Raw genomic sequence first — 14,003 nt, 5'->3', positions numbered from 1 at the left:
GTCCGAAGAGCAGAGCAGAGGTAGCGCAACGATGGCGACGTACGCAATCGTCAAGACCGGTGGCAAGCAGTACAAGGTTGCCGTCGGTGACGTGTTGAAGGTCGAGAAGATCGAATCGGAGCCTGGCTCCTCGGTCCAGCTGCCTGTTGCTCTGGTCGTGGATGGCGCTACCGTCACCACCGACGCAGACAAGCTGGCCAAGGTCGCGGTGACCGGCGAGATCCTCGAGCACACCAAGGGCCCGAAGATCCGCATTCATAAGTTCAAGAACAAGACCGGCTACCACAAGCGGCAGGGTCACCGTCAGCCGTTGACCGTGCTCAAGGTCACCGGGATCAAGTAGAGGATTTGACTCATGGCACATAAGAAGGGCGCGTCTAGCTCGCGCAACGGTCGTGATTCCAACGCGCAGCGACTCGGCGTCAAGCGATTCGGTGGTCAGCTGGTCAAGGCCGGAGAGATCCTGGTTCGCCAGCGCGGTACCCACTTCCACCCCGGCGTGAATGTCGGCCGTGGCGGTGACGACACCCTGTTCGCAACCTCGAGCGGTCACGTCGAGTTCGGCGCCAAGCGCGGTCGCCGCGTCATCAACATCGTCCCAGTCGTCGCTGAAACCGTCGACGCCTAAGAGGCGAGGACTTTCACGCGAATGTGACGCAAGCGCGAGGTTCTCGAAGAGAGTCCCGCGATAGCGTCACAATCGGCGGTTGAAAGGAGGCCTTATGCCTCGCTTTGTCGACCGTGTCGTCATCCACGCTAAAGCCGGTACAGGCGGACATGGCTGCGCGTCCGTACATCGTGAAAAGTTCAAACCACTCGGCGGGCCCGACGGCGGTAATGGCGGTCGCGGTGGCAGTGTGATTCTGGAAGTGGACCCGCAGGTGCACACCCTGCTGGACTTCCATTTCCACCCCCATGTACTGGCACCCAGCGGCACGCAGGGCATGGGTGGCCACCGCAGTGGCTCCAACGGCGACGACCTGGTTCTCAGGGTGCCCGACGGCACTGTCGTGCTCGACGAAGCGGGCCGGATCCTGGCCGATTTGGTCGGCGCGGGTACGCGTTTCGACGCCGTCGCGGGTGGCCGTGGAGGATTGGGCAATGCTGCGTTGGCATCCCGGGCCCGCAAGGCCCCCGGATTCGCCTTGCTTGGCGAGACCGGAGCCGAAGCCGAGCTCACTCTCGAACTGAAGACCGTCGCCGATGTCGGGCTGGTCGGATTCCCGTCGGCGGGCAAATCCTCTCTGGTATCAGTGCTTTCGGCCGCGAAGCCGAAGATCGCCGACTACCCGTTCACCACACTGGTACCCAACCTTGGGGTGGTGTCCACAGGTGACAATTCGTTCGTGATGGCCGATGTCCCGGGGCTGATTCCTGGTGCCGCCGAGGGACGCGGGCTGGGCCTGGAGTTCCTGCGCCATATCGAGCGGTGCGCGGTCTTGGTGCATGTGGTGGACTGCGCGACCCTGGAGCCGGGCCGCGACCCGGTCTCCGATATCGAGGCCTTGGAAAATGAATTGGCGCGATATCAGCCAACGTTGCAAGGTGATTCGGCGCTCGGTGACCTGGCAGATCGGCCTCGCGCGGTGGTGCTCAACAAGGTCGACGTGCCCGAGGCCGCCGAGCTTGCCGATTTCGTCACGGAGGAGGTCTCCAAGCGCGGCTGGCCCGTCTTCCAGGTGTCGACTCTGACCCGTGACGGACTGCGGCCGTTGACGTTTGGGCTGTGGGAGATGATCGAGGCGGCACGTGCCGCCGCGCCTCCTGTGGTGAGAACGCGGCCCGTTATCAGGCCCATCGCGGTCGACGAGACCGGATTCACCGTGGCCCCGGACCCGGCCACACCCGGTGGTTTTGTGGTGCGCGGGGTGCGCCCCGAGCGCTGGATCCGGCAGACCGATTTCCAAAACGACGAGGCCGTCGGCTATCTGGGCGACAGGCTCGCGCGTCTGGGTGTCGAAGAGAAGCTGGTCAAGCTGGGTGCACAGCCTGGTTGCGCTGTCACCATTGGCAATATGACCTTCGACTGGGAACCGCAGACCCCGGCCGGTGTCGATGTGACGCCCAGTGGGCGCGGCACCGATACGCGGATCGACCAGACAGACCGTGTCGGTGCGACCGAACGTCGCCAGGCTCGGCGGGTGCGGCGCGGGCAGGTGGACCCGGAATGAGTCCGGGTGCGCAAGCACGCCAAGCTATTCAGGCGGCACGCACCGTCGTCGTGAAGGTCGGTACCGCGGCCCTCACCGATGCGACAGGTACCTTCAGTGCCGATCGGTTGGAGTACCTGGTTCAGGCCATTGAAGGCCGAATGAAGGCCGGATCCGATGTGGTGATCGTGTCCTCGGGAGCCATCGCGGCGGGTATGGTTCCGCTCGGATTGACCAAGCGCCCAACAGATCTGGCGACCAAGCAAGCCGCCGCAAGTGCGGGACAGGTTGCCCTCATCAGCGCCTGGAGCGCGGCCTTCGCCCGGTATCAACGCACCGTGGGCCAGGTGCTGCTCACCGCCCACGACATCTCCATGCGCGTGCATCACACCAATGCACAGCGCACGCTCGACAAGCTGCGGGCATTGCACGCGGTCGCCATCGTGAACGAGAACGACACCGTGGCCACCAACGAGATTCGCTTCGGCGACAACGACAGGTTATCGGCGCTTGTCGCCCATCTGGTGGGTGCCGACGCATTGGTGCTGCTCTCCGATATCGACGGGCTCTACGATTCCGATCCTCGAAAGGCGTCCCCGGACAATCCTGCGCGCCTGATTCCCCTGGTGAGTGGACCGGAGGATTTGGACGACGTGATCGCGGGGCCGGGCGGTTCGCGTGGAACCGGGGGCATGGCCTCGAAACTCTCCTCGGCCCTTTTGGCCTCGGACGCCGGTGTTCCGGTGCTGCTGGCCTCGGCGACCGAGGCCGAGGCGGCACTGGGGGACGGATCGTGCGGAACGGTCTTCGCCGCACGACCGCAACGTATGTCGGCCCGTAAGTTCTGGGTGCGCTACGCCGCCGAGGCGACGGGTTCGCTGACGCTGGACGCCGGCGCGGTACGGGCGGTGGTGACTTCGCGGCGTTCGCTGCTGCCCGCCGGGATCACGGAGGTCTCCGGGCGGTTTCATGGTGGCGATGTCGTCGAGCTCCGTGATGCCGAAGGAGCCATGGTGGGCCGCGGTGTAGTGGCTTACGACGTGGGCGAACTGGCGACCATGCTGGGCCGGTCGACCAACGAGCTGCCGGAGGATCTTCGGCGCCCTGCCGTGCACGCCGACGACCTGGTCACCTGAGCGCTTCGCACATTTGCTCTAAAGAGTGGCGCATCGCAACGGTGCCTGATAGAAATTGTCAGCGGGTTCGCAGCTTGGGGATGTGCCCCGGGCTTCGTTTGGGAGGGTTTCAGATGGCAGGCCGGAAAATCGGGATCGTCAGCGCTTTTTTGAGCGCGGTGGCGCTAGTCGCGGGGTTGCTCAGCTCGATGGCCGTGGCAAGCGCCTCGCCCGACACCGCCGAGACGCAGATCAGGGGCCTCATCGCGGGCCAGCTGTCCGCGCTTCAGGCTGTCGATGCCGTGGCATACGGCGCAACCTACTGTGCGGAGTATCGCGACAAGATTGAGGCCGACCACAGCAAAATGTTCACGCCGCCCGATGTCACACGGCTTGAGGGTGCTAATGCCAAGAAGCTGCGCGCCAAGATCAAAGAGATCTTCCCCTCGGCGTCGAGCGTGGCAGTCGAGGCGTTTGTGCAGGCCGTTGCCGATGTGGACCAGAGCGAGGTTGACTCCGCGTGGCACCAGCTGTGGGCGAGCTCGTTTGCCAAGTTGTCGTATCGGGTGAAGAACGTCGACGTCACCGGTGACAGTGCCGAAGCCACCGTGGCAGTTCGCGTCGGCAGTAGCAGCAGTAACCAGCGCTGGGAGTTGATCCGCGAGGGCCAGGACTGGAAGGACTGCACAGCTCCGGCTGAGCAGGAGACCGCTCGTGGGCTTGTGGGCGGCCAAGGTCAGCAGGGTCTGCTGGACGCTCCGCTCACCGGGGAGTGACCCGAGTGTCGACAAGCAGAGAGGTGACGCACATGTCCCGACGGGTCTTCGGTTGGTTAGCAGCGTTTTTCGTGACCTTCGGGTTGCTTGCACAAACAGCGGTGGCGAGCGCCACGGAGACCGATGAGGCAGCGATCCGGGACGTGACCGCTGGTCGCCTCTCGGCACTGCAGACCGTTGACGCGGTTCAGTACGCCTCGTTCTTCTGTGGTGACTTGCGCGACAAGATCGAATCGGATTGGGGACAATCGTTCTCTCCGCCCGAGGTCAGCAAGCTGCAGGGTGCGAATTCGAAGAAGCTGCGCGCGAAGGTTCGTGAGATCTTCCCGCTCGCCTCGGACGCCACCATCAACGACTTCGTCACTGCGGTGGAAAACCAGGACCAGGACTCGTTTTCGTCCGCATGGCACCGTTTCTGGGTTGAGACCTTCGCCCACCTGACCTTCAAGGTGACCAAGGTGACGGTGAACGGTGATACGGCCAACGCCACCATCGCCTTCCGAAACACCCAGGGGCGCGGGAACGAGCCGAGGAAGTTTGTGCACGAGGCCGGAGTCTGGAAGGACTGCACGCCCGAGTCCACGCAGTCTGATTCGGCGATCGGTAACGATGCCCCCTTGCAGGAGAGCCTGATCGGTGCCGAGGGCTAGCCGGGCTGTTTCGGACGCGATCGCTAAGGCACCCGACCGGCTGCTGAGCGCCATTCCAGGCCCTCACTGACTGGTAGGTTTGCTCGGTGAGGGTGCACGAGCTGATCTTGACTGATAGAAATTAGCTCGGAGACGAGTGGTCGATACGAGCGAGGGTTGTCATGGTGTGCCGTAGATGGGCCGGAGCGGTGCTTTTGGGAGCGCTGCTGTTCGGTGGTGTGGGTTGCACGCAAACCGTCGCGGGGGACGGACAGCCCAACGCGGAAGCGCTCGCGACGGCGCATAGCGAGAATCAGATCAAGGCCCTGATCGAGCAGCAGAACACCTACACCGCGGGTTTCGATTTCGCGAAGCTGGCCGAGACCAAATGCGCCAAGTATCGGGAAGCCACCGCTAAGAGCGGACCGCCCATTCCGGCGATGAGTGAAATCGCGCCGCCGGAGATCGCCACGGTGCCCGGTGCAGGCGATGCGCTGCGGGGTTTGTTGGCTCAGAAGTTCCCCACGGTGCCGCCCGATGTCATCAATGCGGTGGTGGACAGCCTCGTCGCCCAGGATGAGCAGGCGTATCAGACGGCGATGCGGAATCTGCTGAAGTCGTTGATCACCGTCAAGGTCACCGATGTCCAGAACATCGAGATCAAGGGTGACCAGGCGACCGCGGATCTCACGATCACCACCACAGCGGGAGACAAGCCGCCGTCCCACGAGCAGCAGACCGTCAAGTACATCAAGGAAAACGGAAAGTGGCTGGACTGCGCGCCGCCGACCGGCGGGGCCTAGCCGGAAAGTAACGGACCCGGTGTCCTGGGGCGATAACGTCATGAAGCACTGCCAACCAGGGGAGGGAACCGTGAAGCGAGCGCTCGTCGTCGCCGCGGCGGTTGCCGTGCTGGCGACCCTCGGCGCCCCCGCTGCGGGTGCTGCGCCCAACCGAGACGCGGTGGCAGAACACGTTCGGGCCTGGGAAAAAGCGTACAACGATGTTGACACCAACAAGATCGGTGATCTGACCTGTGATAAGTACCGTGACCGGGAGATGGCGAACAACGAGTCCCGGATCCCGACCTGGGACGACTTCGTCAAGCCCACGGACCTGTACGCCAAGTTCCCCAAGCTCACCCAGGAAACCCTCGACCAGTTACTCGACGCCGCCAAGCGGAAGGATGCCGCAGCCTTCCGGCAGGCATCGGTCCAGGTGGTTCGGGAGAACTCGCATCTGACGGTCGCCAATATCGACAAGGTCAATGTCATCGAGGCCAAGAACGCGACGGTGACGGTGACCACGTCGACGGTGTGGGGCAACGACTCGCCCAAGACGTCCACGTCCGACTGGTACCTGACCTATGAGCGCGACGCGTGGCGCTACTGCAACCCGGTACTGACCGTCCGCTGATTCAGGCGCCCTTCAGCGACAGCTCGATCCGGGCCGCGCTCGGGGCGCAGTTCCCGGCGCCCGAGCGCAGCGTGGCGAGCGCACCGGCAACATTCGCGCGGCGTAGGGCGATCTCGGGTCCGTGCGGCCACCATGCCGCCAGCACGCCGGCGAATACGTCGCCGGCGCCGGTGGTGTCCAGCGGCCGCACCGGATACGACGGAACCGTGATCTCCCCCTGCGGGCTGCGGTAACGCGCCCCTTCGTCACCCAGCGTGGTCACCAGGTGTCGTGACGGGTACAGCCAGGATCTGGCCTCGGTCTCGTTGAGGACGACCACGCTCGCTCGAAAAGCCAGCTCCGCCAGGTCGGGCGAGCGTTCGGGCACCGGGGAAGCGTTGAGCACGAACTGTTTTCCCGCCTCGACGGCCCACCGCGCCGCCATCAGCGCGACGTGAACCGGGATTTCCAACTGGCATAACAGCACATCGTGGGAACAGATGATGTCCTTGTGCACCTTCTCGTCCAAGGCGAAGGCACCGTTGGCGCCCGGTGCCACCACGATGCTGTTCTCGCCGGAGTCCTCGACGGTGATGGCGGCCATTCCACTGGGACCGTCGACTTCGACGAGCCCGTCGACGCCGACATTGTTGTCCTCCAGGTGAGATCGCAGCATCGGTGCCGCGCCGTCGGTGCCCACCGCGCCGATGAACTGCACCGCGGCACCCGCGCGCGCAGCGGCGACCGCTTGGTTGGCGCCCTTGCCTCCCGGGGCAGGGCGAGCCGATGTGGCCAGCACTGTGGCACCAGGGGCGGGCAGCGAGTCCACCCGCAACGTCAGATCCATGTTGACGCTGCCGAGGACACATACCGTGGCTAACTCAGTCACTTGCCCAGGCTAGTACTGGCGAAGCTACATTTCGGGCACCCGGATACCCTGACACGATGAGCGTTTCAACCAACGAGTTGGCCCGCGGATCTGCCCAGCCCGCAGCGGGCGTCTCAGGCGCCCCTCCGGAGCCTGGAGTCGCAGTGTCGGCGACATCCGATCTGCGTGCGGACGTTCATGCTGCAGCCCGTCGAGCACGTGTCGCGGCCCGCGATCTGGCCCGGCTGACTGCCGACACCAAGAACACTGCGCTGCTCGCGGCCGCCGATGCCCTCATCGCCGCCACCGATTCCATCATTGCGGCCAATGCCGATGACCTGCAGCGCGCACGGACTGCCGGTATCGGTGACGCCATGCTCGATCGCCTGGCCCTCGACGCAGGCCGGATTGGCGGTATTGCTGCCGGGTTGCGTCAGGTCGCAGGTCTGCCCGACCCGGTCGGCGAGATACTGCGCGGCTCCACGCGACCCAACGGACTGCGACTACGCCAGATCAGGGTGCCGCTCGGGGTCGTCGGCATGGTGTACGAGGGGCGACCGAACGTCACGGTCGACGCCTTCGGATTGACCCTCAAGTCGGGAAACGCGGTGCTGCTTCGGGGTAGCTCCTCGGCCGCAACCTCCAATACCGAACTCGTCCGGGTGCTGCGTGAATCGCTGGTCGCCGGCGGGCTGCCCGCCGACACCGTCCAGCTGCTGGACAGCCAGGACCGGGCGACCGTAATCCATCTCATCCAGGCGCGCGGTCTGGTGGACGTGGTCATTCCGCGCGGTGGAGCCGGCCTGATCGATGCCGTGGTCCGCGATGCGCAGGTGCCCACCATCGAAACCGGGGTCGGTAACTGCCACGTGTACGTGCATGCCGATGCCGACCTCGATCTGGCCGAGCGGATCCTGTTGAACTCCAAGACCCGTCGGCCCAGTGTGTGCAACGCGGCAGAGACGCTGCTCATAGACCGGGATATCGCGGAGACGGCGGTGCCCAGGTTGATTGGCGCGCTGCAGGCGGCCGGGGTCACCGTGCACGGCGATCTAGCGGTACCGGGCGTCGTTCCGGCGACGGAAGAGGACTTCGGTACCGAATACCTATCGTTGGATATCGCGGCCGCCGTCGTGGACGACCTCGACGCCGCGGTTCGCCACATCGAGCAGTACTCCAGCGGTCACACCGATGCCATCGTCACCGCGAATCTCGGTGCGGCCCAGGAATTCACCGATCGCGTCGACAGCGCAGCCGTGATGGTCAACGCCTCTACGGCGTTCACCGATGGCGAGCAGTTCGGCTTCGGCGCCGAGATCGGCATCTCGACACAGAAGCTGCACGCCCGCGGCCCGATGGGGCTGCCCGAACTGACCACAACCAAGTGGATCGTCTTCGGAGACGGTCAGATCCGTCCCGCCTAACACCTGGAGAACGAGTGGATCGAACCGAGACCGCGCCGATGTTCACGAGCATCGACGACGTCATCGCCCGGCTGGCCGAGACCGGATATCTCGCTGACACCGCCACGGCGACAGCGGTATTCCTTGCCGACCGGCTGGGCAAGCCGCTGCTGGTGGAGGGGCCCGCGGGTGTCGGTAAGACCGAATTGGCCAGGGCGGTAGCGCAAACCACTGGCTCGGGCCTGGTGCGTCTGCAGTGCTACGAGGGCGTCGACGAGGCGCGCGCACTCTACGAGTGGAACCACGCCAAGCAGATCTTGCGTATCCAGGCCGGGTCCGGCGACTGGGACGAAACCAAGACCGACGTCTTCACCGAGGAATTCCTGTTGTCGAGGCCGCTGCTCACCGCGATCCGCCGCGAGGACCCCACGGTTCTGCTCATCGACGAGACCGATAAGGCCGATATTGAGATCGAGGGCTTGCTGCTGGAGGTACTCAGCGATTTCGCGGTCACCGTGCCCGAACTGGGCACCATCCAGGCCAGCCGGAAGCCCTTCGTCCTCTTGACCTCCAACGCCACCCGCGAGCTGTCCGAGGCGCTCAAGCGGCGCTGCTTGTTCTTGCACATCGATTTCCCCGATGCCGAGCTGGAGCGACGCATCCTGCTCAAGCGGGTGCCGGAGCTGCCCGCCGCGCTGGCCGAGGAGCTGGTGCGCATCATCGGCGTACTGCGCAATATGCAGCTCAAGAAGGTCCCGTCGGTGGCCGAGACCATCGACTGGGGGCGCACCATTCTGGCGCTCGGCCTGGACACCCTGGACGACGCGGTGATCGCGTCCACCCTCGGAGTGATTCTCAAACACCACTCCGATCAGCAGCGCGCCGCAGGAGAGTTGAGGCTGAACTAATGCCCGCGCGTAAGCCTCCCAAGGCGGTGCTGCCCCTGGCACCGCACGGGCTGCCTGGTCATCTGGTGGGCTTCGTGGAAGCGCTACGTGAACAAGGGATCTCGGTGGGCCCGTCGGAGACGGTGGACGCGGGCCGGGTGATGATGGTGCTGGGGCTGCAAAGCCGCACCGAGCTGCGCGAAGGCCTGGCCTGTGCGGTGTTGCGCCGCGCCGATCACCGGCCGACATTCGATGTGTTGTTCGACCTGTGGTTCCCACTCGCGCTGGGCGCGCGGTCCGTGGACGTTTCAGAGGGTGAGCCGCTCGATATTGACGATATCGAGCAAGTGCGTGATCAGCTGGTGGACCTGTTGGCTGCCGACGCGGGGGACGTTCCGCTCAACTCCTTGATTGCCCAGATCGTGGAGGCCTACGGCAAGTACAACTCGACACGGGGCACCTCGTACTCGGCGTACCAGGCCATGAAGTCGCTGTCGCTGGACCAGATCGAGGCCAAGCTGCTGATGGGCCTGCTCGGCAGTGGCGACGATGCGTCACCAACGGACCAGGCGGTCGCGAAAGCTGTTGCCAAACAGCGCATCTCAAAGGTGCGTCAGCTCGTGGAGGCGGAGACCAAGCGCCGCACTGCCGAACAGCTGGGGCGGGAACGGGTCACCGCCTACGGGGTGCCGCAGCTCGCCGAGAACGTGGAGTTTCTCCGCGCCTCGGGGGAGCAACTGCGCAATATGCGCCGGGTGGTGCAGCCGTTGGCGCGGATGCTGGCCAGCCGATTGGCGGCCCGGCGTCGGCGTGCGCATACCGGCCAGATCGATCTGCGTCGCACCCTGCGCAAGTCGATGTCTACCGGTGGCGTGCCGATCGACGTCGTGCAGAAGAAGCCGCGCCCGGCCCGCCCCGAGCTGGTGGTGCTGTGCGATGTGTCGGGATCGGTAGCAGGGTTCTCGCATTTCACCCTGCTGCTGGTGGACGCGCTCCGTCAGCAGTTTTCGAGGGTTCGCGTTTTTGCCTTTATCGACACCACGGACGAGGTGACTCACCTTTTCACGCCAAATACCGATCTGGCTGAGGCCATCGTGCGGATTACCCGGGAGGCGCAGGTGTTCACCGGCGACGGGCACAGCGACTACGGGCACGCCTTCAAGACGTTTGTCCAGAATTTTCCGACGGCACTGTCCCCGCGCAGCTCACTGCTCATCCTTGGCGATGGGCGCACCAACTACCGGAGTCCCGAGCTCGACACCCTGCGATCCATGGTGTCCTCCAGCCGCCACGCACATTGGCTCAATCCCGAGCCGAAGAACCACTGGGGAACGGGTGATTCGGCCGCCACTCGGTACCAGGACGCCATCACCATGCATGAATGCCGATCGGCTAAGCAGCTGGCTGCGGTGATCGACAACCTGCTACCGGTCTAACGCCGACCATCACTCCAGTAAGCTGGCCATTCGTGCCATCCGACCCGTCTCCTCTGCGCGTGAGCGGCTCATCGGCCCGACGACGACTTGGGGTAATGGGCGGAACCTTCGACCCGATCCACAACGGTCACTTGGTCGCCGCCAGTGAGGTCGCCGACCGGTTTGGGCTCGACGAGGTCATCTTCGTGCCGACGGGCCAGCCATGGCAGAAGCAGCGACGCAATGTCAGCGCCGCCGAGCACAGATATCTGATGACCGTCATCGCCACCGCGTCAAATCCGCGGTTCACCGTCAGCCGGGCAGATATCGACCGCGGCGGGGCCACCTACACCGCCGACACCCTCACGGATCTGCGTGATGCGCATCCCGATGCCGACCTGTACTTCATCACCGGTGCGGATGCGCTGGCATCGATCCTGTCGTGGGAGAACTGGGAACAGCTCTTCACCCTGGCCAAGTTCATCGGAGTGAGCCGACCCGGGTACGAACTGAGTTCCGATCACATCGCCCATGCCGAGCTGCCGCCGGACGGGCTCACACTTGTCGAGGTGCCGGCGCTCGCCATCTCGTCGACCGACTGCCGGGTACGGATGGGCCAATCGCGGCCCATCTGGTACCTGGTACCCGACGGGGTGGTGCAGTACGTCGCCAAGCACCAGCTCTACAGCGAAAATCGAGGAGACCCCGCATGACCGCCGCCCCAGACGCCATCGAGCTGGCGTCGCTGGCCGCCCAGGCCGCCGCTTCCAAGCTTGCCACCGATGTCGTCATCATCGACGTCTCCGAGCAGTTGGTCATCACCGACTGCTTCGTCATCGCCTCGGCGGCCAATGAGCGCCAGGTGAACGCGATCGTCGATGAGGTCGAGGAGAAGTTGCGCCGGGCCGGTCACAAGCCGGTACGGCGGGAGGGCGGCCGCGAGGGCCGTTGGACGCTTCTGGATTTCGTGGACGTCGTCGTGCATGTTCAGCACGAAGAAGAGCGTAATTATTACGCGCTGGAGCGTCTTTGGCGTGACTGTCCGACCATCCCGGTTGACCTGGATGCGCTGCCGGTGGACGGCCCGTCCGATGCTGAGGAAGACGCGTGATTCGGCGGTTGGTGCTGCTGCGGCACGGGCAGACGACCTTCAACGCCGATAGCCGGATGCAGGGACAGCTGGATACCGGATTGTCGGATCTGGGCCGGGCGCAGGCCATTGCCGCCGCCGAGGTGTTGGCCAAACGGCAGCCCCTGACCATCGTGTCCTCGGATCTGCAGCGGGCGTACGACACCGCAACAGCGCTGGAAGAGCGCTGCCATGTCCAGGTGTCCGTCGACGAACGCCTCCGGGAAACACATCTCGGCGATTGGCAGGGCCTGACACATCATGAGGTCGATGCCATCGCTCCCGGTGCCCGGGCCGCGTGGCGCGATGACGCAACGCTGGCGCCACATGGGGGAGAGAGCCGCATAGACGTGGCGAACCGCAGTAAGCCCCTCGTCGCGGAACTCGTTGACACGGTGAAGGAATGGGGAACCGATGAGCGCGATCATCCGGTGGTTCTCGTTGCGCACGGAGGTCTGATTGCGGCACTCACCGCGGCACTGCTTCGGTTGGACGTGAGCAATTGGCCGGTGCTCGGCGGGATGGGCAATGCGAGCTGGGTTCAGCTGGGCGGACATTCGGCGCCGGATGCCGGGTTCGAGGACATCCGGTGGCGTCTGGACGTGTGGAACGCCTCAGCGCAGGTAACCAATGACGTCCTCTGATCGGACCGACGACACCGAACGCAAGACGCTCCTGATATTCGCCGACTCGCTGTCGTACTACGGCCCCACCGGCGGCCTACCTGCCGACGATCCCAGGATATGGCCCAATATCGTCGGTCAGCACCTCGGTTGGGATGTCGAGCTGATCGCGCGAATTGGCTGGACCTGCAGGGACGTCTGGTGGGCGGCCATCCAGGACCCGCGGGCATGGGCGGCGGTACCACGCACAGGGGCGGTCATCTTCGCGACCAGCGGGATGGACTCCCTGCCGTCGCCGCTGCCGACGGCATTGCGGGAGTCGATCAGGCTGATCCGTCCGCCCAGATTGCGGAGCTGGATCCGCGACGGGTACGGCTGGCTGCAGCCCCGGCTTTCCCCCATTGCTCGGGTCGCGCTGCCGCCCAAACTCACCGTGGAATACCTCGAAAAGACTCGTGGTGCACTGGATTTCAACCGTCCAGGGCTTCCCATGATCGCCTCGTTGCCATCGGTTCACATCGCCGAGTCGTACGGTCGCGTGCACTCCGGCAGGGAGGCGACCGCGTCGGCCATCGAGGCATGGGCGTCCGAACACAAGATGCCCGTGGTGGACCTGAAGGAAGCCGTCGGCGAGGAGATCTTCTCGGGCCGGGGAAATCCGGACGGGATCCACTGGAACTTTGTCGCACATGAACGCGTTGCCGAATTGATGATCAACGCACTGCAGACCGTGCTGCCCGAGCTCAAGGTTCGGTGATCTATGCCGGTTGTAGTGGTGACGGATTCAGGGGCGCGACTGCAACCGCAAGACGTCGAGATGCTGGGCATCCGACTGGTGCCATTGCACGTGCTGACCGGCGATCTGGATCTGCGCGATGGCGTGGATCCCATTCCTGCTTCGGTGTATGAGAAGGGTCGCGCCACCACCGCAGGCGCGTCGCCTGCCGAGCTGGCCGAGGCTTACCAACGGGCCCTCATCGACAGCTGCGGCGACGGTGTGGTCGCGGTGCATCTGTCGGGACGGTTGTCGAGCACATTCGAGGCCGCCGAGCAGGCGGCCCGCGAATGCGGTGAGCAGATACGAGTGATTGATTCGCGGTCGGCGGCGATGGGCAGTGGTTTCGTCGCGCTGGCCGCGGCACGGGCCGCGGCCGCCGGCGCCGATCTGGGTGCGGCGTACCAGGCCGCACGGGATGCGGTGGGGCGCAGTCGATGTGTCATGGTGGTACACAAGCTGGACCATCTGCGGCGCAGCGGACGAATCAGTGCAACCTCGTCCTGGCTCGGCACCGCATTGGCCCTCAAGCCAGTGCTACAGATCGACGATGATGGCAAACTTGTTCTCGCGCAGCGTGTTCGTACCGCCACCAAGGCAATCGGGGCGATGGTCGACAACATTGTTGAATTCGTGGGTGAGCGTCGTGTCTCGGTGACCATCCATCACGTCGATAACGCCGAAACTGCCGAGAAGGTGAACGAGCTGGTGTGTTCCCGGTTGATCACCGCTCATGATCCGGTGATCTCGGAGATGGGTCCGGTGCTGGCGGTGCATGTGGGTCCCGGTGCCGTCGGGGTATGTGCCGAGCCCGTGGACTGACGTACGGCGTCCGCGG

At 64.7% G+C, this 14,003-nt stretch carries 17 protein-coding genes; 16 read left to right on the top strand and 1 reads right to left on the bottom strand.

Features of this window, described 5'->3' with window-relative positions; all coding sequences use genetic code 11:
- The first annotated feature begins 31 nt into the window (after positions 1-31).
- The 8 genes from rplU (at position 32) to AB0H22_RS09100 (ending at position 6,086) form a co-directional block, all read left to right on the top strand.
- A complete protein-coding gene (rplU, locus tag AB0H22_RS09135; protein ID WP_078291167.1) occupies positions 32-343 on the top strand; it encodes a 50S ribosomal protein L21 in 312 nt (103 codons plus the stop codon).
- Positions 344-355: 12 nt separating this feature from the next.
- Positions 356-628: a 50S ribosomal protein L27 gene (gene rpmA, locus AB0H22_RS09130; protein ID WP_180751760.1), complete on the top strand. Its 273-nt coding sequence runs from the start codon at positions 356-358 to the stop codon at positions 626-628.
- A gap of 94 nt (positions 629-722) precedes the next feature.
- Positions 723-2,171: a GTPase ObgE gene (gene obgE / locus AB0H22_RS09125; protein ID WP_358146405.1), complete on the top strand. Its 1,449-nt coding sequence runs from the start codon at positions 723-725 to the stop codon at positions 2,169-2,171.
- Positions 2,168-3,286 (top strand): glutamate 5-kinase, encoded by a 1,119-nt coding sequence (gene proB / locus AB0H22_RS09120; protein ID WP_180751762.1) that lies wholly within the window; start codon positions 2,168-2,170, stop codon positions 3,284-3,286. Before obgE ends, proB begins: the two co-directional genes overlap by 4 nt.
- A 113-nt stretch (positions 3,287-3,399) precedes the next feature.
- Positions 3,400-4,041, top strand: coding sequence for a hypothetical protein (locus AB0H22_RS09115; RefSeq protein WP_358146403.1), 642 nt, complete (start codon positions 3,400-3,402; stop codon positions 4,039-4,041).
- Between the two features lie 32 nt (positions 4,042-4,073).
- Positions 4,074-4,691: a hypothetical protein gene (locus tag AB0H22_RS09110; protein ID WP_358146401.1), complete on the top strand. Its 618-nt coding sequence runs from the start codon at positions 4,074-4,076 to the stop codon at positions 4,689-4,691.
- Positions 4,692-4,879: 188 nt separating this feature from the next.
- A complete protein-coding gene (locus AB0H22_RS09105; protein ID WP_180751917.1) occupies positions 4,880-5,473 on the top strand; it encodes a hypothetical protein in 594 nt (197 codons plus the stop codon).
- Positions 5,474-5,543: 70 nt separating this feature from the next.
- A complete protein-coding gene (locus AB0H22_RS09100) occupies positions 5,544-6,086 on the top strand; it encodes a hypothetical protein (RefSeq protein WP_358146399.1) in 543 nt (180 codons plus the stop codon).
- 1 nt (position 6,087) lies between these two features.
- On the opposite strand, the gene AB0H22_RS09095 is transcribed toward AB0H22_RS09100, so the two are convergent.
- Positions 6,088-6,954, bottom strand: coding sequence for a ribokinase (locus AB0H22_RS09095; protein WP_358146397.1), 867 nt, complete (start codon positions 6,952-6,954; stop codon positions 6,088-6,090).
- 56 nt (positions 6,955-7,010) lie between these two features.
- Here AB0H22_RS09095 and AB0H22_RS09090 point away from each other — a divergent pair, with 56 nt between their 5' ends.
- The 8 genes from AB0H22_RS09090 to AB0H22_RS09055 are packed head-to-tail and all read left to right on the top strand — an operon-like array spanning position 7,011 to position 13,987.
- A complete protein-coding gene (locus AB0H22_RS09090) occupies positions 7,011-8,357 on the top strand; it encodes a glutamate-5-semialdehyde dehydrogenase (protein ID WP_180751766.1) in 1,347 nt (448 codons plus the stop codon).
- A 38-nt stretch (positions 8,358-8,395) separates the two neighbouring features.
- A complete protein-coding gene (locus AB0H22_RS09085; protein WP_180751919.1) occupies positions 8,396-9,244 on the top strand; it encodes a MoxR family ATPase in 849 nt (282 codons plus the stop codon).
- A complete protein-coding gene (locus tag AB0H22_RS09080) occupies positions 9,244-10,659 on the top strand; it encodes a VWA domain-containing protein (RefSeq protein WP_358146395.1) in 1,416 nt (471 codons plus the stop codon). Before AB0H22_RS09085 ends, AB0H22_RS09080 begins: the two co-directional genes overlap by 1 nt.
- A 59-nt stretch (positions 10,660-10,718) precedes the next feature.
- Complete coding sequence (nadD, locus tag AB0H22_RS09075; protein WP_358146393.1) at positions 10,719-11,351, top strand: nicotinate-nucleotide adenylyltransferase; 633 nt, start codon at positions 10,719-10,721, stop codon at positions 11,349-11,351.
- Entirely contained in the window at positions 11,348-11,749 is a 402-nt protein-coding gene (gene rsfS / locus AB0H22_RS09070; RefSeq protein WP_180751768.1) for a ribosome silencing factor, read from the top strand. Before nadD ends, rsfS begins: the two co-directional genes overlap by 4 nt.
- Complete coding sequence (gene gpgP, locus AB0H22_RS09065; protein WP_358146391.1) at positions 11,746-12,411, top strand: glucosyl-3-phosphoglycerate phosphatase; 666 nt, start codon at positions 11,746-11,748, stop codon at positions 12,409-12,411. The genes rsfS and gpgP overlap by 4 nt, the downstream gene beginning before the upstream one ends.
- Entirely contained in the window at positions 12,398-13,147 is a 750-nt protein-coding gene (gene octT, locus AB0H22_RS09060; protein ID WP_358146389.1) for a diglucosylglycerate octanoyltransferase, read from the top strand. The genes gpgP and octT overlap by 14 nt, the downstream gene beginning before the upstream one ends.
- Before the next feature lie 3 nt (positions 13,148-13,150).
- Positions 13,151-13,987: a DegV family protein gene (locus tag AB0H22_RS09055; protein ID WP_180751771.1), complete on the top strand. Its 837-nt coding sequence runs from the start codon at positions 13,151-13,153 to the stop codon at positions 13,985-13,987.
- Positions 13,988-14,003 lie beyond the last annotated feature (16 nt).

Source organism: Mycobacterium sp. NPDC050853, assembly GCF_040653875.1.
GTDB lineage: Bacteria > Actinomycetota > Actinomycetes > Mycobacteriales > Mycobacteriaceae > Mycobacterium.
The sequence above is the reverse complement of the archived record's forward strand: the minus strand, read 5'-3'. Positions and strand labels throughout refer to the sequence as shown.

What these genes read in the sequence shown, in the direction of transcription:
- rplU (WP_078291167.1), top strand. Translation starts at nt 32, where the DNA reads ATGGCGACGTACGCAATCGTCAAGACCGGTGGCAAGCAGTACAAGGTT.
- AB0H22_RS09115 (WP_358146403.1), top strand. Translation starts at nt 3,400, where the DNA reads ATGGCAGGCCGGAAAATCGGGATCGTCAGCGCTTTTTTGAGCGCGGTG.
- AB0H22_RS09110 (WP_358146401.1), top strand. Translation starts at nt 4,074, where the DNA reads ATGTCCCGACGGGTCTTCGGTTGGTTAGCAGCGTTTTTCGTGACCTTC.
- proB (WP_180751762.1), top strand. Translation starts at nt 2,168, where the DNA reads ATGAGTCCGGGTGCGCAAGCACGCCAAGCTATTCAGGCGGCACGCACC.
- octT (WP_358146389.1), top strand. Translation starts at nt 12,398, where the DNA reads ATGACGTCCTCTGATCGGACCGACGACACCGAACGCAAGACGCTCCTG.
- AB0H22_RS09055 (WP_180751771.1), top strand. Translation starts at nt 13,151, where the DNA reads ATGCCGGTTGTAGTGGTGACGGATTCAGGGGCGCGACTGCAACCGCAA.
- rsfS (WP_180751768.1), top strand. Translation starts at nt 11,348, where the DNA reads ATGACCGCCGCCCCAGACGCCATCGAGCTGGCGTCGCTGGCCGCCCAG.
- AB0H22_RS09080 (WP_358146395.1), top strand. Translation starts at nt 9,244, where the DNA reads ATGCCCGCGCGTAAGCCTCCCAAGGCGGTGCTGCCCCTGGCACCGCAC.
- AB0H22_RS09090 (WP_180751766.1), top strand. Translation starts at nt 7,011, where the DNA reads ATGAGCGTTTCAACCAACGAGTTGGCCCGCGGATCTGCCCAGCCCGCA.
- AB0H22_RS09085 (WP_180751919.1), top strand. Translation starts at nt 8,396, where the DNA reads ATGTTCACGAGCATCGACGACGTCATCGCCCGGCTGGCCGAGACCGGA.
- obgE (WP_358146405.1), top strand. Translation starts at nt 723, where the DNA reads ATGCCTCGCTTTGTCGACCGTGTCGTCATCCACGCTAAAGCCGGTACA.
- rpmA (WP_180751760.1), top strand. Translation starts at nt 356, where the DNA reads ATGGCACATAAGAAGGGCGCGTCTAGCTCGCGCAACGGTCGTGATTCC.